The sequence below is a fragment of the Picosynechococcus sp. PCC 8807 genome, assembly GCF_001693295.1.
Classification (GTDB): Bacteria; Cyanobacteriota; Cyanobacteriia; order Cyanobacteriales; family MRBY01; genus MRBY01.
On the sequence record NZ_CP016483.1, the window covers coordinates 2,423,271 to 2,448,755 of the forward strand.

At 46.4% G+C, this 25,485-nt stretch carries 18 protein-coding genes and 3 pseudogenes; 19 read left to right on the plus strand and 2 right to left on the minus strand.

Going from position 1 to position 25,485, the window contains the following annotated elements:
- Positions 1-435 precede the first annotated feature (435 nt).
- The 9 genes from AWQ24_RS11830 (at position 436) to AWQ24_RS11870 (ending at position 14,145) form a co-directional block, all read left to right on the plus strand.
- The gene (locus AWQ24_RS11830; RefSeq protein WP_157096864.1) at positions 436-2,928 is read left to right on the plus strand and encodes a hypothetical protein; all 2,493 of its coding nucleotides are present in this window, start codon (positions 436-438) and stop codon (positions 2,926-2,928) included.
- Entirely contained in the window at positions 2,922-3,431 is a 510-nt protein-coding gene (locus AWQ24_RS11835; RefSeq protein ID WP_065716923.1) for a hypothetical protein, read from the plus strand. Before AWQ24_RS11830 ends, AWQ24_RS11835 begins: the two co-directional genes overlap by 7 nt.
- Positions 3,432-3,693: 262 nt before the next feature.
- Positions 3,694-9,093, plus strand: a complete 5,400-nt coding sequence (locus AWQ24_RS11840; RefSeq protein ID WP_083993526.1) for a tetratricopeptide repeat protein — start codon at positions 3,694-3,696, stop codon at positions 9,091-9,093.
- A 95-nt stretch (positions 9,094-9,188) separates the two neighbouring features.
- Positions 9,189-9,758: a hypothetical protein gene (locus AWQ24_RS11845; RefSeq protein ID WP_065716925.1), complete on the plus strand. Its 570-nt coding sequence runs from the start codon at positions 9,189-9,191 to the stop codon at positions 9,756-9,758.
- Positions 9,759-9,804: 46 nt separating this feature from the next.
- Positions 9,805-10,707, plus strand: coding sequence for a glycosyltransferase family 2 protein (locus tag AWQ24_RS11850; protein ID WP_065716926.1), 903 nt, complete (start codon positions 9,805-9,807; stop codon positions 10,705-10,707).
- A gap of 41 nt (positions 10,708-10,748) precedes the next feature.
- A complete protein-coding gene (locus tag AWQ24_RS11855; protein ID WP_083993527.1) occupies positions 10,749-11,423 on the plus strand; it encodes an urease accessory protein UreF in 675 nt (224 codons plus the stop codon).
- 55 nt (positions 11,424-11,478) lie between these two features.
- Positions 11,479-12,273 carry a type 1 glutamine amidotransferase gene (locus tag AWQ24_RS11860; RefSeq protein WP_065717373.1) on the plus strand — a complete coding sequence of 265 codons (795 nt, stop codon included), beginning with the start codon at positions 11,479-11,481 and terminating at the stop codon, positions 12,271-12,273.
- Between the two features lie 113 nt (positions 12,274-12,386).
- Positions 12,387-12,947 carry a hypothetical protein gene (locus tag AWQ24_RS11865; RefSeq protein ID WP_232318814.1) on the plus strand — a complete coding sequence of 187 codons (561 nt, stop codon included), beginning with the start codon at positions 12,387-12,389 and terminating at the stop codon, positions 12,945-12,947.
- Positions 12,948-12,987: 40 nt separating this feature from the next.
- On the plus strand, positions 12,988-14,145 hold the full coding sequence (locus tag AWQ24_RS11870; RefSeq protein WP_065716929.1) for an aminotransferase class V-fold PLP-dependent enzyme: 1,158 nt from the start codon (positions 12,988-12,990) through the stop codon (positions 14,143-14,145).
- Between the two features lie 533 nt (positions 14,146-14,678).
- Here the strand turns inward: AWQ24_RS11870 and AWQ24_RS11875 are convergent.
- Entirely contained in the window at positions 14,679-14,987 is a 309-nt protein-coding gene (locus AWQ24_RS11875; protein WP_049761638.1) for a penicillin-binding transpeptidase domain-containing protein, read from the minus strand.
- Positions 14,988-15,309: 322 nt separating this feature from the next.
- Between AWQ24_RS11875 and AWQ24_RS11880 the strand changes: the two genes are divergently transcribed.
- The 8 genes and pseudogenes from AWQ24_RS11880 to AWQ24_RS11905 all read left to right on the plus strand — a co-directional run bounded on the left by AWQ24_RS11880 (position 15,310) and on the right by AWQ24_RS11905 (position 21,847).
- Positions 15,310-15,852 carry a type II secretion system protein gene (locus tag AWQ24_RS11880; RefSeq protein ID WP_012307931.1) on the plus strand — a complete coding sequence of 181 codons (543 nt, stop codon included), beginning with the start codon at positions 15,310-15,312 and terminating at the stop codon, positions 15,850-15,852.
- Positions 15,853-15,976: 124 nt separating this feature from the next.
- Positions 15,977-16,495 carry a hypothetical protein gene (locus AWQ24_RS11885; protein ID WP_065716930.1) on the plus strand — a complete coding sequence of 173 codons (519 nt, stop codon included), beginning with the start codon at positions 15,977-15,979 and terminating at the stop codon, positions 16,493-16,495.
- Positions 16,496-16,504: 9 nt separating this feature from the next.
- Positions 16,505-16,927, plus strand: coding sequence for a YraN family protein (locus AWQ24_RS11890; RefSeq protein WP_065716931.1), 423 nt, complete (start codon positions 16,505-16,507; stop codon positions 16,925-16,927).
- Positions 16,928-16,975: 48 nt separating this feature from the next.
- Positions 16,976-18,466: a BCD family MFS transporter gene (locus tag AWQ24_RS11895; protein ID WP_065716932.1), complete on the plus strand. Its 1,491-nt coding sequence runs from the start codon at positions 16,976-16,978 to the stop codon at positions 18,464-18,466.
- A 66-nt stretch (positions 18,467-18,532) separates the two neighbouring features.
- Positions 18,533-18,968, plus strand: a pseudogene (locus AWQ24_RS16575) (GDP-mannose 4,6-dehydratase); the annotation flags it as partial.
- A 701-nt stretch (positions 18,969-19,669) separates the two neighbouring features.
- Positions 19,670-19,825, plus strand: a pseudogene (locus tag AWQ24_RS16760) (LAGLIDADG family homing endonuclease); the annotation flags it as partial.
- A 21-nt stretch (positions 19,826-19,846) separates the two neighbouring features.
- Positions 19,847-20,458 (plus strand): annotated as a pseudogene (locus tag AWQ24_RS16580) (NAD-dependent epimerase/dehydratase family protein); the annotation flags it as partial.
- A gap of 39 nt (positions 20,459-20,497) precedes the next feature.
- Positions 20,498-21,847, plus strand: a complete 1,350-nt coding sequence (locus tag AWQ24_RS11905) for a UDP-glucose/GDP-mannose dehydrogenase family protein (RefSeq protein WP_065716934.1) — start codon at positions 20,498-20,500, stop codon at positions 21,845-21,847.
- A gap of 11 nt (positions 21,848-21,858) precedes the next feature.
- Here the strand turns inward: AWQ24_RS11905 and sbcD are convergent, their stop codons facing one another.
- A complete protein-coding gene (gene sbcD, locus AWQ24_RS11910) occupies positions 21,859-23,085 on the minus strand; it encodes an exonuclease subunit SbcD (protein WP_065716935.1) in 1,227 nt (408 codons plus the stop codon).
- 72 nt (positions 23,086-23,157) lie between these two features.
- Here sbcD and AWQ24_RS11915 point away from each other — a divergent pair, with 72 nt between their 5' ends.
- Together AWQ24_RS11915 and map are read left to right on the plus strand one after the other, a co-directional pair.
- On the plus strand, positions 23,158-24,636 hold the full coding sequence (locus AWQ24_RS11915) for a peptidoglycan-binding protein (protein ID WP_065716936.1): 1,479 nt from the start codon (positions 23,158-23,160) through the stop codon (positions 24,634-24,636).
- The gene (gene map, locus AWQ24_RS11920) at positions 24,633-25,475 is read left to right on the plus strand and encodes a type I methionyl aminopeptidase (protein ID WP_065716937.1); all 843 of its coding nucleotides are present in this window, start codon (positions 24,633-24,635) and stop codon (positions 25,473-25,475) included. Before AWQ24_RS11915 ends, map begins: the two co-directional genes overlap by 4 nt.
- Positions 25,476-25,485 lie beyond the last annotated feature (10 nt).

Sequence of the window (25,485 nt, forward strand, 5' to 3'; positions counted from 1 at the left end):
TGAGATTTTTGTAATTTGTTTTGGGTGACTAAAGTATTTCAAGAGTATTTCATCCTGAAAAAATAAGCAAAAATGCGGCTGCTTTTTTTGCTGAAAATGCTATCTGTCAAGGATTTTAGGGGTTTTCTCAAAAGAAAGCATTGGGAGTTTTTAGGATCAAATAAAATGCTTGTTTTTGTGTTGATTCAAATTCAATTTCGGTGCTAAATTGTCGTCATTGTTGGTTCCTTTGTCTGAATTTTGCACTCATACAATCATTCGCCGATTAAAGCATTAGAAGAATATTTTATTCCTTTTGATAGATGACGTCTATCAACATAGAAAAAGTGGCCAACTTTTTGTGATCGAAAAAACTTTGCTTAAGTCATGTACAAAATTTGTTGAAAAATTATGAAACCACTCAATCGATTTAGGCTGGCAGTTCTCAGCTCGCCATTGCTGACCACTCTTCTCGCTGTAGGTAGCGTCATTAGTCCTACAGCAACTAAGCCCGCAGAAGCAGAAGTCTGTTTAACACAGACTAATCTTTTGAATTTAAATCTTGATCAAGATGTCAGCCTAGATGTCACTGGTCTTGGTCTCAATCTTGGTCTCAACATTGGAACACTTGGGCTGAATCTTGCTGATATTCTCGGTATCGAAAATATTTCTGTTATCGATCCAACGACCCTTGGTGCAGGAAGTGGAAGTGATACAGCGACACCGAACGGTACAAGCTCATCAAATTTAGCCTGTGGTTCTGGGTCAGTCGCAGGAACAACGGGTGATGACAATGCCACAGCTTTTGGTATTGGTGCTCAAGCCACAGGAACAAATAGCTCTGCTTTTGGCTTTGGTGCCCAGGCCACTGGACTCAATAGCTCTGCCTTTGGTGCAGGTGCCCAAGCTACCGGAGATAATGCGATCGCCATTGGTGCTGGTGTTACCGCCACAGCCAACCAAGCTGTCATCGGGAATACTAACAACACCTATTTCTTACCTGGTTTGCCTGGCACTGCTGATCCCACAGCGCTTGATCTCGATGACAATGAACTGCTTTTTGTAGACTCTGCAAGCGGCCAACTATTTACAGATGGTGGCTCATTCTTCAGCAACTTTAATATTCTCAGTTCTACTGTCGGTACCTTTAGCTCGAACATCGCTGCCAATAGCTCGAATATTGCAATAAATAGCAGTAACATCGCCGCGAACAGTTCTCACATTGCAGATAACAAGTCGAACATTGCAGCCAATAGCAGCAACATCGCTGGCTTAAGTTCCACTGTGGGCAATTTCAGTTCTGGTATTGCGGCCAACAGCAGTAATATCGCCGGCCTGAGTTCCAATGTGAGTGACCTCAGCTCCACCGTTGGTACCTTTAGCTCGAATATCGCCGCAAACAGTTCTCACATTGCGGATAACAAGTCGAACATTGCAGCCAATAGCAGCAACATTGCAGGCTTAAGTTCCACTGTGGGCAATTTCAGTTCTGGTATTGCGGCCAACAGTAGCAACATTGCCGGCCTGAGTTCCAATGTGGGTAACCTCAGCTCCACCGTTGGTACCTTTAGCTCGAATATCGCCGCGAACAGCTCTCACATTGCGGATAACAAGTCGAACATTGCAGCAAACAGCAGCAACATTGCGGGCTTAAGTTCCAATGTCGGTGATCTCAGTTCTACTGTCGGTACCTTTAGTTCTGGAATTGCAGCCAATAGCAGCAACATCGCTGGCTTAAGTTCCACTGTGGGCAATTTCAGTTCTGGTATTGCGGCCAACAGCAGTAATATTGCCGGTCTAAGTTCCAATGTGGGTAACCTCAGCTCCACCGTTGGTACCTTTAGCTCGAATATCGCCGCGAACAGCTCTCACATTGCAGATAACAAGTCGAACATTGCAGCCAATAGCAGCAACATTGCGGGCTTAAGTTCAACTGTGGGCAACTTCAGTTCTGGCATTGCAGCCAATAGCAGCAACATTGCGGGCTTAAGTTCAACTGTAGGCAACTTCAGTTCTGGTATTGCGGCCAACAGCAGTAATATTGCCGATCTAAGTTCCAATGTGGGTAACCTCAGCTCCACCGTTGGTACCTTTAGCTCGAATATCGCCGCGAACAGCTCTCACATTGCGGATAACAAGTCGAACATTGCAGCCAACAGCAGCAACATTGCCGGTCTAAGTTCCAATGTGGGTGACCTCAGTTCCACCGTTGGCACCTTTAGTTCTGGCATCGCAGCCAATAGCAGCAACATTGCAAGCCTCAGCTCTAACGTAGGTAACTTCAGTTCTGGTATTGCAGCGAACAGCAGCAACATCGCTGGTTTAAGTTCAACTGTGGGTAACTTCAGTTCTGGTATTGCGGCCAACAGCAGTAATATTGCCGGTCTAAGTTCCAATGTGGGTAACCTCAGCTCCACCGTTGGTACCTTTAGCTCGAATATCGCCGCGAATAGTTCTCACATTGCGGATAACAAGTCGAACATTGCAGCCAACAGCATGAATATCTCGATGAACAGCAGCAACATCGCAGATAACAGCATGAATATCTCGACGAACAGCAGTAATATTGCGCAAAACACGACGGATATTACTGAAAATCGCAGTAATATTGCCACTAACAGTGCGAACATCGCACAAAACACGGCTGATATTGCTGAAAATCGTCGGCGAATCGATGAAGCCTTTGATGAAATCGAAGAAAATAGCTCCGGTATCGCAATGGCCCTGGCACTTTCTAGCCTTAACAAAGGCTTGTTGCCAGGTAAGCGCTACGGCATCGGGGTTGCCTTTGGTACTTTCAAGAGCGAAGTATCAATTGCTGCTAACGGTACATTCTTGTTTACTGACCCGAACAGCGACGGCACACAAGTACTCTTTAATGTCGGTGCTGGTTTTGGTTTAACTCAAGATACATTTGGTGCTGCGGCCGGTTTAACTCTCCAATGGTAAGTCCCTTGAAGAACAACTCTGTTTTACAAGCCTTCGTGGTGTTAACTCTGGGGTTAATGCCTTTGACAACACCACAGGCTTTTCTTACTCCTGTATTGGCTCAGTCCGATGTTGCCCAAACTAGAGCGGCAATTACAACTGAGAATGACCGAATATTTGTTCACTCTCTTATTAAGTCTTCTTTGTTATCTCTGAACCAAGCGAACCAAACTCAAGATTATTCGGTATTGAGAAAACTAGGTTCTCCTGGATTTCAGATGAGAAATACAGAGCAAGATTTGTCGAGGATTTTTCGTTCGACTCGGGAAGCAAATCTGGATTTTACTGCCGTTACAGAGTACGAACCAACATTTACATCTCAGCCGATGCTAAATGCAGAGAATAATTTGCTAGTTACGGGCTATTTTCCGACACAACCTCAAATTAATTTCGAACTAGCTTATCAATTGATTAATGGTACTTTTCGCATTGATACCCTCACAATCGGGATTGGAGCGCAATAGTTAGCATTTTTCTCTTGATCTGCTTATAAGAGCCAGCTTCTGGATTTTTTTCTAGGAGCTGGTTTTTATTATGAAATCAGCGGAATTTTCTGATGTATTGATATGTAGTATTCATTTTCTTATTTTGGGTTGTTAATCTTGATATAGAAAGTTATACTTTGTAGTATCTGAGCTTTCTTGAGAGCCAAAGTATTTTGGAATTTAGAGTCAAGCAAACTAGACTATTTTGAAATCCCAAAAATAAAATTAAATTATCAAACTGATGGGCAAATCTCGCAAAAGAAAACGTCAAAATGCTACACGTAAATCTGGAAAAAGTTACGTGGCATCTAAAAATCAAAAAGCGAATCACTTTAATGGGTCTGAAAGCTCCTGTGATGCTCTTATTCAGGTGGGGATAGAAGCTTATCAGTCTGGTCAATTTAATAAAGCTTTTAGTTATTTTCAAAATGCACTTTTATTGCAGCCCAAGCATGATCGGGTGCTTTTTTTGCTGGGGGCAACTTACAATCACCTGAATCAGCATGATGAGGCGATCGCCACCCTCGAAGCCGCAATTCAAGTTAATCCCTGTGAAGCCCAATATTATTGTCATCTGGGCAATGCCCATTTCGCCCGGGGGGATGTCCAAAAGGCGATCGCCAGTTTCCAAAAATCAATCCAGACCCAAGCTGACTATGTGGACGCGAGGTTTAACTTGGGGAATGTGTTTCTCGACCAAAAATGTTTTCATGAAGCCGTTGATGCTTACCAAAAAGCAGTTCATTTAGATCCTGAAAATACGGCAATTTATAATAATTTGGGGCACGCTTTCCACGGTCTTGAAAAATACGACGAGGCTATTGCCCAATTTCAAAAAATATTGACGCTTAAACCAGGTGATATAGATGCCCGCAAGCATATCGGCAATGCCCTACAACAACAAGAAAAATACACAGAAGCCCTGGAAATTTACGAGGCACTGTTAGCAGAGGATCCAAACAATGCTGGTGTTTATAACAATATTGCAAATACACTCCAAAAAACAGCTCAATTTGAAGCATCTTTAACTGCCTATCGAAAGGCGATCGCACTAGAGCCCCAGTCCGCAAGTACCCATTTAAACTATGCCCTAGGCTTACTATTAAATGGAAAATTTCAAGAAGGTTGGCAAGAACACGAATGGCGCTTGCTGGTTTCTAAAGTGGTTCCAAATTCATTGCAAACTGAACCTTGGCAGGGTGAACCTTTAGCCAATCAAGAAATTTTACTGTGGAGTGAACAGGGGCTAGGGGATTCAATTCAATTTATTCGCTATGCATTATTGCTGCAACAACAAGGTTATCAAGTTACTGTAGCGACTCGTGCCTCTTTATTGGAACTATTTAGGACTTCTTTGTCACCAAAAATTAAGGTGATCAGTCAAGATTCTGAGGATCTCAGTAACTATCAAAATCATGTGTCGTTGATGAGTTTACCTTGGATTTTTCAGACGGATCTACACAGCATTCCCAATCAGATTCCTTATCTGCGATCGCCAGCACAAATTCCCGAACATTTACAGTTACCCCAATCATCCGCAACAAAGATTGGTTTAGTTTGGGCCGGGGGAAAAATCAATCCTATTTTGTATAAATCAAAGTCAATTCACCTAGAGGATTTTTTTCAGGGACGGCAGGATTTGTTAACGTCAGGCAACTACTCCTTTTGGAGTCTCCAGGTTGGGGAAGATGCAGCCCAAATCGAACCCTGGTTAGCGTTTGATTCTGTTTTTGATTTGAGTCACAAACTACAGAACTTTGCAGATACAGCAAGTGTAATTCAGCAACTCGATCTTGTGATCACCGTAGATACTGCGGTGGCTCACCTTGCGGGAGCGATGAGTAAACCAGTGTGGTTGATGTTGCCCTTTGTACCTGATTGGCGTTGGTTACTAGAGAGGGATGATTGCCCGTGGTATCCGGGTATGCGCTTATTTCGTCAGCCCGCACTGGGCGATTGGGAGTCGGTATTTGACAATGTCCGGGCCGCACTCCTTGAGTTTGTCCCAGTAACAGATACGCAACCAGTTAAAACAGTGCCACAACAACCTTTACCGAGGCCAAAAGCTGGATCGCAATCCCAAACAAATCAGCGGCAGACTCTACATCAACGGGGCGAACAACTCCAAAGGACGGGGCAACTAACGGCGGCGATCGCCGTTTATCAAGAACTCTTAACACTCGAACCCAATCCTCTCGAAACTTACAATACCCTAGGCAATCTTTTCCACCGAACAAATCAGCTTGATCAAGCAACCACCATGTTCCAAGCCGCGGTCAAGCAGGCTCCGAACGCCCCCGGACTGCAATACAACTTAGGAAATGCCTATTTGCTTCAAGAAAAATACGACCAGGCGATCGCCTGCTATGACAAAGCATTGCAGCTAGATCCCCAAGACCGCAACACTTGGAATAACCGAGGTCATGCCTTTATGGGCCTCAAACAATATGATCAAGCCGTGGCCTCTTTTCAGGCAATTCTTGAATTTATCCCCGACGATGCCGACTCTTTTAGCCACATCGGCACCGCTTTACAGGAGCAAGGTAAAGGCCCAGAAGCCATTCAAAAACTAAGGTATGCCCTGCAACTAAAACCAGACAGCATTGCAATTAAATATAATTTAGCCAATCTTCTCCAAAGAAATGGCTTTTTCCTAGAGTCAATTCAGTTTTATCGTGAAATCTTACAACAAGCACCAGAACACAAAGATGCTAATTTTAACTTGGGCTGGGTTTTGTTATTAATTGGTGAACTCCAAGAAGGCTGGAATCACTACGAATACCGCTTTTCCCCCCAAGATTTAAGTAATCGACTCCTACCCACACCCATGTGGCAAGGGGAAGCACTTCAGAACAAACCCCTTTTATTATGGAGTGAACAAGGTTTTGGCGATGCAATTCAATTTGTGCGGTACGTTGCCCTCTGCGTTGATCGTGGAATTGATGTGATTTTAGGCACTCGTAATTCCCTAAAACGTCTTTTTCAAAAATGCTTAAACGTCACTGTAAATGTTATCGATCAAGATCAGTTACAAGGAATTGATCCAAATATTCACCACTGTCCTTTGATGAGTCTGCCCTATATTTTTCAAAGTACAGAAACATCCATTCCTCAAACAATCCCCTATCTGACAGTGCCAGACATTTCAGATAGTCTAATATTGCCAAGGACAAAAGGAAAAAAAATAGGTCTTGTCTGGGGGAGCAAGATTGAAAATCAGCAAATGTACCGGAGTAAAGCAATTCAGCTCCAAGAATTTATTCCAGTTTTTCAAGATTTATTAGATACCGAACAAATTACTCTGTGGAGTTTACAAGTTGGTGAAGACGCAGCACAAGTCCAACCTTTTTTGAGCCATTCGGGGATTTTTGATCTCAGCTCTATAATTACAGATTTTTACGATACCGCTGCTATTATCACGCAATTAGATCTTGTGATTACGATTGATACTGCTGTGGCGCACTTAGCTGGGGCCTTGGGGAAATCTGTTTGGGTGATGTTACCCCATATTCCTGATTGGCGTTGGCAGTTAGAACGGGAAGATAGCCCCTGGTATCCGACAATGCGCTTATTTCGCCAAGGAATTGCCGGAGATTGGCAAGGTGTTTTTGGTCAAATATACGCGGCACTTGTGGGGGAATTGATTTTAGAAGCTTTATCGGGGACAGCCTCAGTAACGCACCAAGAAAACCCAGATAAAAAACCTACAGTGTTTACTAACGCAGGCTCCGTAACTCCACCAAAAATCAACAGTAGCCAGGAAGTAACGTCCTATCGTAGCCTTGCAGAAAGTTTCAGAGCCGCCCGAGACTTTGAGCAGGCGATCGCCATGTATCAAAAGGCCATTGAAGTTGAACCGAATAACCCAGAATTGCATAATGATCTAGGCAACCTATTCTACGAAATCAAAAGTTATTTAGAAGCAGAAAAGCAATTTCAAGAAGCCCTAAGTCTAGAACCAGAAAATGCCAACCTATGCTTTAATCTTGGCAACACATTTTTAATGCAAGCCAAATATAGAGAGGCAATCGTAAATTATCAAAAAGCACTACAGAGTAAGCCAGACCATGATGGCGCAGTAAATAATATTTGTTATCTATCTAATCAGGTTTCTGATACTAAAATATTAGTAGAAGCACTGTATTCTTTTATAGAAAATAAAATCAGCCAAATACAAATATATAAAGAATACGGCAAAATTTTGAAAGCCAATGGTGCGACTCAACAAGCAATTTTAGCTTTTAAGCAAGCGATGATTGTTGATCCTGAGAATAATGAGATCAAAACATTTCTTGCCCAATGTTTAATCGAGAACAATAACATGGGAGAGGCATTATCGTCATCTTCACAGCCGTCACAAAAAAACTTGTTCGATACCGATGTTCAAGTTGCTAGTATCGAAAATCTACAAAGAAAGAAAGGTAATCAAAAAAAATCACAGTTCACCGAAAAAATTATCCAAGATATTCCCATTTATCTGCGCGATAGTCAGTTGCAACTAGCACATATCTCAAAGTCATCAACCAAAACAATTATTCACTTGATTTCACATTTTCGTGGCCATCCAGAATTGGGCCATACTGGATATAATATCCATGCTTTTAATTTTGCTAAAGCACTCGATAGTTTATGTTGCGATGGCGATACCCAAGTGCTGGTCAGTGATTTGCTTAACCAAGAAGAAATGACTAACCATTGCCAATACTTGCAGCAGTCTCAGTGTTCAATTATAAATATTTTTATTGGCATGGGCTACGATTGTTGGGAAAAACTCCAGCCATTCCCAGGCATTAAAATTGCCTACACCGTTTGGGAATCGACCAAATTGCCAGATAGTTGGGTTCCAAATCTGAACCACTGCGATTATGTTTGGACTGCCAGCCATTGGGGGAAGACAGTTTTAATTAAAAATGGTATCAAACCAGAAAAAACCTTTGTCGTACCCGAAGGTGTAAACGGTAATCTATTTCATCCTGAACTTCCGGCAGACCCAACTCTAGAAAACGATGGTAAATTCAAATTTTTTACCGTTGGCAAATGTGAACCACGTAAAAGTACAGCCGAGTTAATCAAGGCGTTTGATTTAGAGTTTCATGCCGATCCTGATGTTTATTTGGTGCTAGCTTGTGACAATGTTTTTGTGCACCAGTTTAATATGCAAGCTTTCGTTGAAAACCTTTGGCTTAGAAACTATCATAAGTTTATTTATATTTCTCGAAAAAGTGATTATGCAGACGTTGCTAAAATTGTGAATGCTTGCCATTGTGGTGTCTTTCCAACCAAAGCGGAAGGATGGGGATTACCAATTATTGAATCGATGGCTCTCGGTAAACCGACGATTGCCACGAACTATAGCGCCGTTACAGAGTATGCCAATGAAAATAATGCGATTCTACTTGATTATTTCGATGTTCCCATTCAGGATGTAGATCTCTTTTTTAATCGAATGGATGGGGATTATGGTACCTGGGCAATGCCAAAAACCCAGGATCTCCGTAGAAAAATGAGGGCTGTTTATCAAAATTATTCACACTATCAACAAAAGGCGATCGCCTCATCGGCTCAAGTTAGGCAAGACTGGTCTTGGCAAGCCGCAGCATACAAGGCACTAAATGTCATTCAAAGTATTTTGTCATACTAGCAAGTTTTAACTCCACTTTAGAACTAAAATAGACTTTGATATTAGTAGCTAAAATCACGTAGCATTTCTATTAATTTAATCCTAAAAAATTCAGAATGATAAACCAAGAAAACCTCAAACTTCATTTAGGATGTGGCCACAAAATCCTGCCAGACTATATTAATGTCGATAAATATGGCAATCCTGATGTTGTTTTTGATTTAGAAACCTTTCCTTGGCCTTGGGAAAATGATAGTGTCGTCGAAATTGTCATGCATCATGTCCTAGAGCATTTAGGTCAAGATACAAATACCTACTTGAAAATTATCCAAGAGATTTATCGTATCTGCAAAAACCAAGCCGTTATTGATATTCAAGTACCGCACCACCGCCACGACAACTTTATTATTGATCCAACCCATGTTAGACCAATTACCGTTGAAGGCTTGACGATGTTTTCAAAAAAAGCAAATCTTCAGTGGCAAGCAGCAGGCGTAGCGACAACAACATTAGGGTTATATTTGGATGTTGATTTTGAAGTCACTTCTGCAACCTATGTACCTGATGGAGAGTGGGCTAGCAGATGGAATGAAAAAAGTATCACCTTAGATGAACTATCCCAAGCTGCTAGAAACTTCAATAATGTTTTTGGGGAAGTACATATAAAAATGGTAGTTATCAAGTAGATTACTTGAAGGTATATTTTTGGATTTTGGCTATGGAGAGCTAGTTATGATCGAATCCATATCTATTATTATTCCTTGTTATAACTGCGGATATAGAATTGTCAAAACATTTCAAAAAATAGAAGAAAGCATCGTTTTTTTTCAGAAATCTTTTAATAGTTCTGAACCCGTTGAAATTGAAGTGATTATAGTTGATGATTGTTCCACAGATAAAACTCCTGATATTTTAAGCTTGCTACATTCCACTGGTGAGTATCAACTCAAGATTATTTCACATCCTCATAATCGTGGTGCTTCAGTTGCCAGAAATACAGGCGTGAAAGCATCAATAGGAGAAATATTGTTTTTTTGTGACGGAGATGATTTTTTTGAAGCTGAACATATTCTTTTTTGTTATTCAATTCTTAACGCCAATTTAGAAAAAAAATCTATAGTTGAAGTTCAAGCGCCATCATATCATTGGACAGTTTCAGTGCCCGAAAAAAGAATAGGATATGTGGCGACAGGTGTAAAACTCGATCCAGAAATTCATTCTTCCTGGAAGCAAATTTTAGCGAATAGTCTAACAATTAACATCTGTGTACATCGTGCTTGTCACGAATTTATTAATGGCTTTTCTGAAGAACCTATTTTTAAAATCATGGGAGGGAGTGAAGATTGTCTTTATCGAGAAATGTTAGATCATTTTTTTGAGTCAGGTCGTTTTTATGACGTAGAGACGGTTGAGTATAAACGATACCCTGGTAATGCTATTGATAAACAAATGCCAAGGGTGTCACTTCCCTATGGAGAGTATGTCGGTGAACTACCCCATGAGCAGGAATTTGACAATATATGGTTTAAAGAAAAATTAAGGACTATCAATCAAGACGTATTGATGCGACTTGAGAAAAAAAGAGAAGCCTACAATACTCTTTTTCCCCAGGTTTTTAAAATGTCAGATCACTGACTCTTTAATATCGAAACCCATTAATGCTTGGAACAAACAGTATGAGCTTTTTATTTCAGATTATTAATTCTAGTTTTCCTTTAGGCTCATATAACTATTCAGAAGGGCTAGAGTTTTTTATCGAATGCACTCGGCAAGATCATTCTTTGACGACGTTTCAGGAGTGGTTACAAAGAGAGTTGACCTATGGCTCAATTCGTCTTGATACCCAAGTAATGCTGATTATTGTGCGGGCGATCGCCGCTGATGATTGGACACAGCTTCGCTACTGGAACACTTGGCTCAATGGCACGCGGGAAACCAAGGAACTCCGGCAACAAAGTATCCAGATGGGCAATAGTTTGTTGAAACTGTTGGGGGATTTAGACGAAAACAAACGACCACAGCTAGGGGCTTGCCGGGAGCAGATCGGCAAAAGCTGCCATTATGCGATCGCCTTTGGGATAGCGATCGCCCTCTGGGACATTGAGCCGCACCAGGCCGTTTTAGGTTATCTCCATAGCTGGCTGAATAACTTGGTGAGTGCGGGGGTAAAGTTGATTCCCCTCGGACAAACCCAAGGCCAACGGATCATCTACCAGTTACAACCCCTAATTATTGAGACGGCAGAAACTTTGGTGACGCAAAAAGAGATGGATCTTTATGCCTGTACCTGGGGTTTAAGTTTGGCGAGTATGAACCATGAAACCCAATACACCCGCCTTTTTCGGAGTTGACCCCCAGGGGTTAAGATAAGGGGCATTCTTTTTTTCGGTGAATGGCTCAATGACGATGCACCTCAAGCTCGGCTGGCTCTACCCCACCCTCATGGGCACCTATGGCGATCGCGGCAATGTGATTTGCCTAGAAAAACGGGCCCAATGGCGACAGATTACCGTTGAAGTGATCCCCCTCGATAAAGAAGCGCCCCTAAACGTTTGGGAAGAAGTAGATTTGATTGTGGGCGGCGGCGCCCAAGATCGCCAACAGGAGATTGTCATGCGGGATCTCCAGGGAGCCAAGGCCGAACAATTAAAAGCCCTCATCGAAGATCAAGTGCCAGGGGTCTTCACCTGCGGCTCACCACAACTGCTCGGTAAATATTATGAACCTGCCCTCGGCCAACGCATCGAAGGTCTCGGCATCTTAGATCTTGTCAGCAAACATCCAGGCTTTGGGGCAAAACGTTGCATCGGGAATGTCGCCTTTGAAATCACCGCCGAACCCCTCGCTACAGAATTGAAAGCAAAACTCGGCGATCGCCCCATTGCCATCGGCTTTGAAAACCACGGTGGGCGTACTTACTTAGGAGAGGTGCAACCCCTAGGGAAAGTCCTCAAGGGCTATGGTAACAACGGCGAAGATGGTTGGGAAGGAGCGTTTTACCAAAAGGCGATCGCCACCTATGCCCATGGGCCACTGCTACCGAAAAATCCGTTCCTGGCCGATTGGCTCCTCGAAAAAGCCCTGGAACGGAAGTACAACACCGAAATTCACCTTGATCCCCTCGATGATCAACTGGCTCGCCAAGCGCGCCAGACCATGTTCCAGCGGCTTACATTGTCTGTACCGAGCAGCCCCGTTTAGGCAACCCCGTTTAAACTTAGCAAGTAGACCCTTCTCACCAGCATTGCCTGACAAAACCAATGGAGAAAGATGCGAAAAGCCCCTTGATCCTGATCATTCCCTGCACCCTGTTAATGACTGTATTTTTCAGTGTTTGGACGATCTGTGTGGTGGTGATCGCCTGTGTGGTGGCCTGGTATCTCTGGCAACAGTACCGCTGGCAGCAACTCTCAATCACCCTCACCCCCGATTTCCGTCGCCTGATCGAAGTAAACCAAGGAAAAATTACCGTAGCCGACTTAACCCTTGCTACGGGCTTATCGGGGAATGATGTCCGTTGGTTTCTCGAACGCAAAGCAAAGGAGTACGCCGCCCAGGCTGTTGTTTATCAAAAAACAGGCATTGTTTATTACTTTTTGACCAGCGGTGCCCTAGGCAGTATGTTCAATGGCAGTGATCCCGAAATCCCAGAGCCAGAGCCCCAGGAATCCACGCCCCCATCATCTTTAGCGCCAAAATCGCCGCCAGCGCCGATGATTCAAACGGAATTGGCGAAACGTTTTTCCGTGCATCCCAGCACCCTCCGCAAACGCCGGGGCCGTGATAATTTTGCTGAATGGAGTCAGGCTAAAGATCCCGATAATATTTCCTGGCGCTACGATCCCAATACCCGTCAGTTTTCGCCCCAGCAATAACCCTGTTCGTTTTTACCCCCATAATTTAATTCATTCTCCCATGCCCGATCTGCACCAACATCGCCAACAGTTTCCTGCCCTCGCCCACAAAACTTACTTTAACTACGGTGGCCAGGGGCCGTTACCCCAGTCGAGCCTTAATGGCATCCTAGACAGTTATCACCAGGGCGATCGCCAGGGGCCTTTTTCCCTCGCCCAGGGTCAATGGGAAACGGGCATCATTCAAAAATTGCGGGGGGCGATCGCCGCTGAACTCCAAGCTCAACCCCAAAATATTGCCCTCACCGAAAATGTAACCGCTGGCTGCAACATTGCCCTCTGGGGGATCGACTGGCAACCGGGGGACGAAATCCTCCTCGGTGATTGTGAGCATCCAGGCATTGTTGGCATTGTCCAGGAGATTGCGGCCCGCTTCGACGTGAAGATTCGCATCTGTCCCCTCTTCGACACCCTCAATGGGGGTGATCCCACGGCGGCGATCGCCCAACATTTAACCCCCCAAACTCGCCTCTTGGTGATTAGCCATCTTTTTTGGAATACAGGCCAGATATTGCCTTTAAAGGAAATTTGTACCCTCTGCCATAGCCAAAATATCCTGGTGCTGGTGGATGCGGCCCAATCCTTCGGGATGCTACCCCTTGATTTGCCAGCCTTGGGGGTCGATTTCTATGCCTTTACGGGTCATAAGTGGTGGTGCGGCCCGGCTGGAGTCGGCGGACTTTATATTTCCACCGAGGCGATCGCCCAGCATCGACCGACCTTTATTGGCTGGCGGGGGGTAACCCAGTGGGAGAAAACAACTGAAGTAGCCCTCGCCCAGGATGCCCGCCGTTATGAAGTCGCAACTTCCGCTTATCCTCTCTACGTTGGCTTAATGGAGGCGATCCATTTCCACCAACAATGGGGCGATACGGCCAGCCGTTATCAACAAATCTGCGATCGCAGTGCCTACTGTTGGGAAAAACTCAACGCGATCCCCCAGGTGCAATGTCTCAAAACCACCCCCCCCACTTCGGGGTTAGTCTCCTTTCAAGTCGATACCGCCCAAAGCCACAGTGATATTGTCAAAGCCCTCGAAGCCCAGGGGTTTTGTCTCCGGACGATCCGCTTCCCGGACTGTATCCGCGCCTGTACACACTACTTCACCACCCCCGCAGACATCGACCAATTGGCGATCGCCCTCACCACCCTCACCTGAGGCTCCCAAAACCTTTTAGATGAAACAGCGCTATATCTACTCATTATTGTTCCTATTACCTGGCTTCTCTGTCTCTCTACTGGGTACTTGGATAATAATGGGTACTGTCCTCGGAATACTCTGGTTATATGTCTTTGGCGACAATCCATGGCCAACGTGGATAGAGCCGCTGATATCTGTCTTGTTTTTGTTAATATTCTCTGGCTCATGGCTAACAATTACCGTAGCGGGCTACCGTGTCGGCAAAAAATTAGAGGCGAGGTCAGGGTTTAAAAGCAAACACCTTTGGCTATCTCTATGGGCAACCTTACTACCAATCGCGATTATCTTGCTCCATCAGTTGGGTAATGGCAACCTCGGCCCCAAATCTCCACAAGAACGTTGTCACGACTATTGTCGTTATCATGGCTATCAATCCAGCAGCACATCGCCACAGAACTCTGGCGGACAAACCTGTAGTTGCCTGGGACAGTATGGTGCGATGGAAAGAATACAGCCGATTGATCAATTGCCACGCTGAAGGGCGGAAGCGGTCAAGGCAAAATCCCCAATTCCTGTAAACAGCGACGGGTAACCTCCAGGCGAGCGGAACCATCTTGGGGACTATTGATATCAATGTTGGTCGCAAAAAAGTACACATCATCGCCCCGTTCCGCATAGCCCACATACCAACCGATATTCTGAACTCCGGGGTTCCCAAAACCAAACCAGCCTGTTTTTGCTCGAATCGTGTAATTGGGGATTTGTTCAGCGATCATGATCTCTTTGACTGAGCTTTCCATCGACATAAATAATCTTTCCATACAAGACAAAGCTGCCGTAAAACGGAGGGCTCCACGCATAAAATCTATTGCTGTTGAGCATCCTAAGTCAAATGCCTCAATCTTAAAATCACTACAGATGCAGCACCCGTTATACGCCATAAACTCTTACTTCTGATGGACTAAATTCTTTAAAATTTTAGGTAGGCTAGAAATAAAAGAAACAAGTAAGCTTTTACTTAAAAATCAATTGTAATGAGCGAGTACTGTGGCCTCTAATCAAGTAGAGATCTGTAGCTTCATGGTCAATAGAAATTTTCTTTAGCGTAAAAGATGGAGTCAGAAATAAATTGGGTATTGTAAATCTAAAGTTCTCTTAAAATTCCAAAAAATATCTTTATGTATGTTGCGTCTTCTCTTTCTCCATCGTAAGAAAGCAGCCCAAGATTTCCAAGGTTTCACCGTGATTGAACTCATGATTGTAATGATAATCACGGGCATCTTAACGGCGATCGCCTTGCCTGCCTTTTTAAATCAAGTGGACAAGTCCCGATATGCTAAAGCGCGGCTGCAAATGCGCTGTATGCTTCAAGAGCTCAAAGTTTATCGCCTGAATCACGGCAGTTACCCCCCGGATCAAAATCGAAATGTTCCTTACTATCCTGGGTCTGAGTGTTTTAAGGTACATACAGGGTATGTTAGGGATAGACCGGATATCAATCGAAATAATAATACAGATATTCCATTTCATTCTGTCTATGATTATGAACGCTGGGATTACAATTCTGGCTGTTATATTGCGGTGACATTTTTTGGCAAAAATGGTCTGAGAAGATTTACTCAAGCTGCCATTAATGAAATATCCACCACTGGATTTCATTTCTATGATGGAACTGATGATGATTTGGTCTTGGTTGTGGATATTACTGATAGTCCCTGTGATTAAAAAAATATTTCATTTTAAGTTGTAACCAATATAAAACTAGGCCTAAATTCTTACAACTTTGAACCGGAGGTTGAGGCGATCGCCTACAATCAAACTTTGAAGATTCCATTGGTTTGTCGTTGCTATGAATTATCTGATCGCCGTATTCCCAGACCGTATGACCGCCGAAGAAGCCTATACCCAACTGGAAAAAGCTAAAGTTCCCACCAAAAATCTAGCTATTGTTGGTCAAGGCTACCAAACCGCCGATGAATTTGGCTTTATCGATCCCTCTAAGCAGGGGCGCAAGCGGGCAAAATTGATGGCCTATTGGCTAATCCCCTTCGGCTTCTTTGGGGGGTTTGTCTTCGATTACATTACGGGGTTAGATACCTTCGCCTGGGCTGGCACACCGGGTAATCATATTGTCGGGGGTCTCGCTGGAGCTGTTGGCGGGGCCATGGGGAGCTATTTCGTTGGCACAACCGTTGGCTTGGCGGTGGGGAGTGGCGATGCCCTGCCCTATCGTAATCGCCTCAATGCAGGGAAATACCTCGTGATTTATAAATATGAGTTGAACAAATACCGCGATTTGGTGACCCATCTACTCCAGGAGCAAAATCCGGAAAATCTCCAGGGCTATTCAGAATCTGGAGGGATGTAAGCATTTGCCATGGCCGACACCCCTTCACCCGAAAAATTAGCGGCCCTTGCCGTTGGTGAGCAGGGAGAGCTTTTTGTGCAGCAGCATCTCAAAAGCCAAGGTTGGCAGATTGTCGCAACCCGTTGGCGCTGTCGTTGGGGAGAATTGGATCTGGTTGCGTTCCATGCCCAGACAAAAATGCTCGCTTTTGTAGAGGTAAAAACCCGCCAACAGCACAGCTTGGATTATCAAGGCTTACTGGCGATCACCCCCAGCAAACAACGCAAAACTGTCCGGGCGGCGATGCAATTTTTAAGTGAATTTCCCCAATATGAAACCTACGGGTGCCGCTTTGATGTGGCCCTTGTTACCCATAGCAAAACTGCAACCTTTCCCCAGGGTTTCCGCCTAGCTACTTACTTGGAAGGGGCATTCGAGGCCGATGCGTCCTAGAATGTAGGGTGTTTTCCGTGATTCTTAAAGCCCTGTGGCGATCGCCCCATGACCACTTCTGAACTTAGCCCCACCTCCGCGCAAAATTTACCCACCGTTGGCCCCTTTACCATGTTTCGCCTGGGACTTTTTAACCTGGGCTTGGGTCTGATGGCGGTGTTGACCCTGGCGGTACTCAACCGGGTGATGATTAGTGAACTGGATATTCCGGCGACGGTGACGGCGGGGGCTTTGGCGGTACCACAATTTATGGCTCCAGCGCGGGTGTGGTTCGGGCAACTGTCCGACAGCAAAAAGATTTTTAAGCTCCACCGCAGTGGTTATGTCTGGATTGGCACGGTGTTGTTCGGTTCGGCAATCTTTGTGGCGGTACAAATTGTCTGGCAGTTGGCCCTAGCGGTGCGGGAAAATGGCGGCTGGGCCTGGTCTGGAGAGATGTTGCTGTGGGCGATCGCCCTGGGGGCAGTGCTCGGTTTCTATGGCCTGGCCCTCAGCTCTACGTCCACCCCCTTTACGGCGTTGTTAGTGGATATTTCCGATGAAAATAATCGCTCAAAAATTGTGGCGGTGGTCTGGTCGATGTTGTTGCTGGGGGTTGTGATTGGCGGGATTAGTGGCAGTATTTTCCTCGATCAGGTACAACAGGCCGGGGTCATCCTGGGGGCCAATGCCGGAGCAATCATCACCCAAGGGGAAAAGCTCCTGAATACGCCCATCGAAAGTTTACAGGGGCCAATTAATTCTCTGTTTCTAGTCGTGCCGGCGATCGCCTTTGGTTTAGGGTTACTCGGTATCCTTGGGATCGAACGCAAATATTCTCGTTTTAGTCGGCGGACTGCCCCCACAACGCGGGAAGACCAAATCACCTTTCAGGATTCTATTAAAGTCGTCCGTAGCAGTCCACAAACAGCCATTTTCTTTAGCTTTCTGGTAACTTTTACAATCAGCCTATTTATGCAAGAAGCAGTGCTGGAACCCTATGGCGGTGAAGTGTTTGGGATGTCCATCGGCGAAAGTACCCTGCTCAATTCCTACTGGGGGATCGGTGTTCTCGTGGGCTATAGCGTGACCGGATTTTTGGTGGTGCCGCGCCTAGGGAAGAAAAATACTGCCCGTTTAGGTTGTTTGCTCACAGCGGCTTGTTTCTTTTTAATTATTTTGGCAGGGTTCACCCAACAGCCCCAGATCCTCAGATATGCCCTCGTTCTCTTTGGGATGGCCACGGGGATCGGCACCATTGGCGCGATTAGTTTAATGCTTGATCTCACCGCCGCCGAAACCGCTGGTACTTTCATTGGCACCTGGGCGCTGGCCCAAGCGATGTCCCGGGCGATCGCCACTTTAATGGGGGGAGTCGTGTTAGATATTGGGCGGGCAATTTTTCAAACCCCCCTCTTGGCCTACAGTTCTGTTTTTGTGCTCCAAGCCGTGGGGATGTTCAGTGCCATTTTTATTCTCAATAACGTGAATATCCACGAATTCAAAGAAAATACCAGGCAGGCGATCGCCACGATCCTCGAAGGAGAACTAGATGGCTAGACAAAGTGTCTATCTCTCGCTACCGTTAGGAAAACCATCTGAACAGTCATCGTTCCAGAACTAACCATGCGAATTCTAGTGACCGGCGGCGCAGGGTTCATCGGCTCCCATCTCATTGATCGCCTGATGACCGAAGGCCATGAAGTCATTTGCCTCGATAACTTTTACACAGGCCGCAAGCATAACCTTTTGCAGTGGATTGGCAACCCCTACTTTGAAATGGTGCGCCACGACATCACCGAACCGATCCGCCTCGAAGTGGATCAGGTTTACCACCTCGCTTGTCCTGCCTCACCGATCCATTACCAGTTCAACGCCATCAAAACCGTTAAAACCAATGTCATGGGCACCCTAAATATGCTGGGGTTAGCCAAACGGGTCAAAGCGAGAATTCTGTTGGCGTCCACCTCTGAAGTCTATGGCGATCCAGATGTCCATCCCCAGCCCGAGACTTACCATGGCAATGTGAATCCAATTGGGGTTCGCTCCTGTTACGACGACCAAACCGAAATTTTGACTGATTCCGGTTGGGTACTCTTCCCCGAATTACAACCCAACCAAAAAGTTGCCACCCTCAACGAACAAAACCAAGTGGAATATCATCTTCCCGATGAGTTCATTATTCAACCCTATCTTGGTCACTTGCTGAGATTTAATAACAGCAAATTCGATCTTTGTGTGACTCCAAACCACAAAATGTACGTCCGCAGTAAGACAGGAAAACTCAAATTTCTTCAGGCTGATGAAAAGCGTCACTGGCATTCATGGAAAGTCATTACAGGCGCAATTTTTCAAGGTGAAGAGCTTAAAACTTTTACGTTTGGTCCCCCCCCTCTAAATGCCAAAGTTCGCTTTAATACTGTTTTCATGGACGATTGGCTGGAATTCCTGGGCTATTATCTGTCCGAAGGCTGCACCCACGTTCGTCGTCGTGTACGGGTGGTAAATGGCAGTAATTACGACGTTGCTGATTATAATGTTCTGATTGCCCAAGAAAATCCTGAAGGACGCACCAAGATTGCTGCTTGTTTAAATCGTTTGGGCTTTAAATATTTTGATTCTGATCATCATCAATTTAGGATTTGTAGCAAACAACTTGCTGAGATTCTATTGCCATTGGGTAAATCTGGTGAAAAATATATTCCCCGTGAATATCTGCGGTTATCACCACGGCAATCTCGCATTTTGTTTGATGCGCTGATCATGGGTGACGGTTCTCAACGGGGTAATTGTTTTACCTATTACTCTAAATCAAAGCAACTAGCGGATAATGTACAAGAATTAGCCTTACGGTGTGGCTTTGCTGCTTCTGTTGTGTCCCATGCGGTCGGACGGGATTTATATCGGGTTAATATTCGCGTAGCTAAAGATGCGGCTCTGGTAGAACCAGAAAAAGTTTTTTACAAAGGGAATGTGTACTGCGTCAATGTCAAAAACCATGTGGTTTTGGTACGTCGTAATGGTCGGGTTGCTTTTTGTGGTAACTGTTACGACGAGGGGAAGCGGATGGCGGAAACCCTGGCTTTTGATTACCACCGCTCTAATAATGTTGATATCCGTGTCGCCCGAATTTTTAATACCTATGGCCCCAATATGTTGCCGAATGATGGGCGGGTGGTGAGTAACTTTATCGTTCAAGCGCTCCAGGGGAAACCGTTGACGGTCTATGGGGATGGTTCCCAAACCCGCAGTTTTTGCTATGTGAGTGATTTGGTTGAAGGTTTGATTCGTTTGATGAACCAAAACTTTATCGGCCCCGTCAATTTAGGGAATCCCGATGAGTACACGATTTTGGAGTTGGCCCAAACGATTCAGAATATGGTCAATCCTGATGTTGAAGTCGCCTTTGAGCCGCTACCCCAGGATGATCCGCGTCAACGGCAACCGGACATTACCCGTGCTAAAACCTACTTGGATTGGCAGCCAACGGTGCCCCTCAAGGTGGGCTTAGAAAAAACGATCGCCTATTTCCGCGATCGCCTCGCAGAATAATTTACGGACAACAACACGAGAAATTCACTAGAGATTGCGATGAAAGTTTGTGTAATTGGAACGGGTTACGTGGGCTTGGTCACAGGGGTTTGCCTGGCGCACATGGGCCATGATGTCATCTGCATCGACAATAACGAGCAGAAAATCAAGCTCATGCAGGCGGGGCGATCGCCGATTTATGAACCCGGTCTAGCGGAACTAATGCAGCAAGAAATGGCCACCGGACGCTTGCAATTTAGTACAGACCTCAGTTTTGGTGTCAATCATGGGGAAATTCTGTTTATCGCTGTGGGTACCCCAGCCTTGCCAACGGGGGAAAGCGACACCCGCTATGTGGAGGCCGTGGCGAAGGGTATTGGTGAACATTTACCCGCCGATAGTTACAAAGTAATTGTTAACAAATCAACGGTTCCGATTGGGTCGGGGGACTGGGTGCGGATGATTGTCCTCGATGGAGTCAAACAGAAGCAAAACGGCCATACGGTGCAGTTTGATGTGGTCAGTAACCCCGAATTTCTGCGGGAAGGGTCAGCAATTTTCGATACTTTTAACCCCGACCGGATTGTTCTAGGTAGCAGCAACTCCAAGGCGATCGCCCTGATGAAACAGCTTTATGATCCCCTCATCCAAGGGCAATTTAGCGCGCCAGAACATCCCAAACCGATTCCGGTGGTGGAAACTGACCTAAATTCCGCCGAAATGATTAAATATGCCGCCAATGCTTTCCTTGCAACGAAAATTAGCTTTATTAATGAAGTGGCGAATGTGTGCGATCGCGTGGGGGCAGACATTCTCCAGGTGGCGCAGGGCATCGGCCTCGATAGTCGCATTGGCAATAAATTTCTCCAGGCAGGCTTGGGTTGGGGCGGTTCCTGTTTCCCGAAAGACGTGGCCGCTTTAGTACACACTGCCGAAGATTATGGCTACCAAGCGCAACTCCTCGAAGCGGCAGTGACGGTGAATAATCGGCAAAAATTAATCGTCGTCGAAAAGCTTCAACAGGAATTGAAAATTCTTAAGGGGAAAACCATTGGTTTGTTGGGGTTAACCTTCAAGCCAGACACCGATGATATGCGCGATGCTCCATCCCTGAAGCTGATTGCAGAACTTAATCGTCTAGGAGCACGGGTGAAAGCCTATGACCCGATTGTGTCCCAAAATGGCATTAGTCACGGTCTTTCGGGCGTATTGATTGAAAATAGCCCAGAAATGTTAGCAGATACCTGTGATGCTCTGGTTTTAGTCACGGACTGGCAAGAATTTTTGCACCTCGACTATGGACAGTTAGGCGATCGCCTCCAAAATCGGTTGATTATCGATGGCCGGAATTTCCTCGACCGAGACGCCCTCGAAGCACTAGGGTTTCGCTATGTGGGTATTGGCCATTAGTGTTGTAAGCTTCAAGTTGAGGTTTGTGACATCAGTTCTGTGGCGGTTTCGCGCATAGCCAGGGCAATATCCTGCAAATCCTCGCGGTTCGTGAGGTAAGTATCTAGGGCATTCATCGGATCGAGGGATTGACCAATGCCCAGTTCCGGTAGACGGGGCCGGGACAGTTGGCTCACCAGTTCCGCTTGAATGGAAGCTTGGTGGGCGGCTTTGAGGGCTTTTCTGAGGGCACGTTGGTCGATGAGTTCTGTTTGTTCGGGACGAATTTTGTAGATGAGGCGGACAACGGTATCGGTGATCGAAACCTGTGCAATTTCGTTGAGAATCGCGGTTTCTGGCTCGTCTACGTCGCTCACATCGATTTTGATCGTGCGGAACGCCCGGGCCGGGAGGGGCACAAATTCCCAATCCGCTTGACCTTTGCGGAGGTTGATTAAAACATAGCCCTTTGCTTCTTTTTCCTCGCTAAAATCAACCCGTTCAATGCTGCCAGGATAGATGATGGGGGGATCATTGCTGGGATTCAGGTTTTGGTGGCGGTGCACATGGCCGAGGGCTACATAATCGAGTTCAGAACGGTTCAAGAAAGCCACTGGAATATTAAAGCCTTTGCCTACAGCGAGGAAGCGCTCGGCCCCCAGGTTGGCGCGGTCGGCCATGAGATGACCCACCAGGATCGCGGGGATTTCGGGATTGAGGCGACGAATTTCTGCTTCGAGGATCGGTTCGAGTTTCTGAAGGAGGATCTGGTGGATTTCGTTGAGGGTTTTGCCTTCGGTTTGTTGCCGGGTGAGGAGGGTGGCTTGGTTCAGCCAGGGCAGGGTAATGATTTGCAGGGGGCCTTTGGGCAGTTCGAGGGTGTGGGTGCGGAGGCGATCGCCCACGATAAAACCAGGCACCGCCAGGGTGCGATAGATATTTAAACTAGCCCCCCCATTACCTTGGGAATATTGGTCGTGGTTGCCGACGACGAGCACCGCCGGGATATTGTGGGCGACGAGGCGGCGAAATTGTCCCGCAAAGGCTTCGTGGATATAGGGGGCTGGGGTGGCATCGGGGAAAGCGTCCCCGGCAAAAATAACGAGGTCTACGAGGTCGGCGATCGCCCGGTCGATGCAAAGCCCTAGGGTCTGTTCAAAATCTTCGAGGCGGGAATTGAGGCCGGTTTCTGGGTTCACTCGACCATGGGAAAAACCGCTGCCCATATGGATATCGGCGAAGTGAAGAATTCTAAACATGGTGGCGGTGGTTGATTTTTTTATTTCTTACAATGGAAGGCGATCGCCCCTCCCATCACCCCCAATCATAATATGAAGCGTCACCGTGAGTCCGCCAGCACTGTCTGTGAACGTCCCTCCCTCAAACGCCCCCGACAACTGCAATGCCAGGCGATCGCCAATGATAATGTGGGTTATTTGCAAACTTTTTTGCGGGCCGCCGGATTTTTACCCCGTTCAGCGGTGATTGACGGTATTTTTGGGCGCACCACAGAAGCGGCGGTTCGGTCATTTCAACGGGCGAATAAATTGCCGAAAACAGGCACCGTTGATCCCCGCACCTGGCAAACCATTGAACGCTACCAACGATTATTTTTAACGTCTCCCGCGACGGCTGAACCTCCACCCCAACAGGCTCCGGAACCCGCTCTATTTTTCCAACAAGATAGGCCCGAAAAACTCCTGTTGCGACGGGGGGCAGGCTTTGAAATTTCGCCCCAACAGCAGGCCGTATATTATCTGCAAAAATTATTGCAACGGGGTTTATTTATCCCAGAAACGGCCAAGCTGGACGGCAAGTTTGGTCGGCAAACGGAAAATGGCGTGAAATTTTTTCAGGTGCGCCAAAAACTCGTGGCCGATGGGATTGTGGGGCTGTCTACCTGGGAAGCTTTAGAGCAGTTTATTCAGGATCAAAAGGCGATCGCCAAAAAATATGCTGATTTGCAACATTTTGCCAGTGGGGAATTTCAAGCCAGTGACCGCAAATATCCCATCCTTCACTTGGGCGATGGTTTAGCGACGCCTCAACTCCACGCCTCGGTGCGTTATTTACAACGCTTGTTGCAGCGGCTGCTGTCCCTGGAGCATTTCCCCATTGATGGTCACTTTGGCCCCCAAACCGAACAGGCGGTTAAACGCTTTCAGATGATTGCAGAATTAACCATTGATGGCGTCGTTGGTGCTCAAACTTGGATGACGCTTTTGAATCAATGGGTGGAAGTTTATCTGCCCCTACGCCCCCTCAAAAGCTATGGCGATCGCCTGATTGCCTCCTTAGAAAATTATCCCCATCAGGATGCCGCCCGCAAAACGATCCCGATGCTTTTAGAAACTTGCCAACGTTGCGGGATCATCGAACCGACCCAGGTGGCCTATATTCTCGCTACGGCGGGTCATGCAGGCGATTTTGGTGCCAGTCTTGTGGAGCCGACCCCAGACCCAAACCTCGAAAGTCGCCGCGATTTGGGGAATATCCAACCGGGTGATGGACTGCGCTACCAGGGCCGGGGCTTCGTAAAAATTGCGGGTCGGTTAAACTATACCCGGTGGGGCGATCGCACCGGGGTTAACCTTGTCGATCACCCAGACTTTGCTGCCGAACCTCACCTCGCGGCGAGCATCCTCGTGCTGGGGCTACGCGACGGTTCGTTTACGGGCCAAAAATTAGACGATTACCTCAATGGCGATCGCCAAGATTTTTACCATGCCCGGCGCATTGTCGCAGATCTCGATCCCGCCGCCGCAATAATTGCCCAATCTGCCATTGATTTCCTCAAGGTACTCCATTGAAACAGTTACTCAACCTCCTCATTCCCGAACCCAAAAAAGCCCAAGTGGGCCTCCCCCGTCGCCGTAAAAAAAGCAAAGTCAAAATCAAAACCGCCGCTGAAATTGCGATTATGCGGCAATCGGCGCGGATTGTCGCCACCGTCCTTAAGGAAGTGAGTGAGATCATCAAGCCGGGGATGACGACCCTCGAAGTGGATGCCTATGCCGAACAGCGGATCCGCGAAATGGGCGCGACACCGAGCTTTAAAGGCTACTACGGTTTTCCCGGTTCGATCTGTATCTCGATCAACGATGAAGTCGTCCATGGCATTCCCCGGGCCGATAAACGCATCCACCAAGGGGATATCGTCAAAGTCGATACGGGGGCCTTCTTCAATGGCTACCATGGCGATTCTTGTATTACCGTCGGCGTTGGCAAAAAGATTAAACCAGAGGCCAAACGGCTAATGCAGGCAGCCGAAGAAGCGCTCTACAAAGGCATTGAGCAGGTAAAAGCAGGCAATACGCTCCTGGATATTGCCGGGGCCGTGGAAGACCATGTGCACAGCTACGGTTACCAGGTGGTGGAAGATTTTACAGGCCATGGGGTCGGCCAAGCGCTCCATGAGGAGCCATCGGTGTTTAACTTCCGTACCCGTGACCTGCCCAATGTCATCCTAGAAGCGGGCATGGTGTTGGCGATCGAACCGATTGTCAATGCTAAAACCAAGGAAACCATTACCCTCGAAGACAAATGGACGGTGATTACCCCCGATAAGTCCCTGTCGGCCCAGTTTGAACATACGGTGCTGGTGACGGAAACGGGCTACGAAATCCTCACGGATCGCGATCTGGTGTAATTACCCAAAA

Excerpts from the sequence above, each read along its gene's own strand:
- AWQ24_RS11840 (WP_083993526.1), top strand. The coding sequence starts at position 3,694 with ATGGGCAAATCTCGCAAAAGAAAACGTCAAAATGCTACACGTAAATCT.
- AWQ24_RS11895 (WP_065716932.1), top strand. The coding sequence starts at position 16,976 with ATGACCACTTCTGAACTTAGCCCCACCTCCGCGCAAAATTTACCCACC.
- AWQ24_RS11835 (WP_065716923.1), top strand. The coding sequence starts at position 2,922 with ATGGTAAGTCCCTTGAAGAACAACTCTGTTTTACAAGCCTTCGTGGTG.
- AWQ24_RS11870 (WP_065716929.1), top strand. The coding sequence starts at position 12,988 with ATGCCCGATCTGCACCAACATCGCCAACAGTTTCCTGCCCTCGCCCAC.
- AWQ24_RS11855 (WP_083993527.1), top strand. The coding sequence starts at position 10,749 with ATGAGCTTTTTATTTCAGATTATTAATTCTAGTTTTCCTTTAGGCTCA.
- AWQ24_RS11890 (WP_065716931.1), top strand. The coding sequence starts at position 16,505 with ATGGCCGACACCCCTTCACCCGAAAAATTAGCGGCCCTTGCCGTTGGT.
- AWQ24_RS11850 (WP_065716926.1), top strand. The coding sequence starts at position 9,805 with ATGATCGAATCCATATCTATTATTATTCCTTGTTATAACTGCGGATAT.
- AWQ24_RS11875 (WP_049761638.1), bottom strand. The coding sequence starts at position 14,987 with ATGCGTGGAGCCCTCCGTTTTACGGCAGCTTTGTCTTGTATGGAAAGA.
- AWQ24_RS11845 (WP_065716925.1), top strand. The coding sequence starts at position 9,189 with ATGATAAACCAAGAAAACCTCAAACTTCATTTAGGATGTGGCCACAAA.
- sbcD (WP_065716935.1), bottom strand. The coding sequence starts at position 23,085 with ATGTTTAGAATTCTTCACTTCGCCGATATCCATATGGGCAGCGGTTTT.
- AWQ24_RS11865 (WP_232318814.1), top strand. The coding sequence starts at position 12,387 with ATGACTGTATTTTTCAGTGTTTGGACGATCTGTGTGGTGGTGATCGCC.
- AWQ24_RS11915 (WP_065716936.1), top strand. The coding sequence starts at position 23,158 with ATGAAGCGTCACCGTGAGTCCGCCAGCACTGTCTGTGAACGTCCCTCC.
- AWQ24_RS11860 (WP_065717373.1), top strand. The coding sequence starts at position 11,479 with ATGCACCTCAAGCTCGGCTGGCTCTACCCCACCCTCATGGGCACCTAT.
- AWQ24_RS11905 (WP_065716934.1), top strand. The coding sequence starts at position 20,498 with ATGAAAGTTTGTGTAATTGGAACGGGTTACGTGGGCTTGGTCACAGGG.
- AWQ24_RS11885 (WP_065716930.1), top strand. The coding sequence starts at position 15,977 with ATGAATTATCTGATCGCCGTATTCCCAGACCGTATGACCGCCGAAGAA.
- AWQ24_RS11880 (WP_012307931.1), top strand. The coding sequence starts at position 15,310 with ATGTTGCGTCTTCTCTTTCTCCATCGTAAGAAAGCAGCCCAAGATTTC.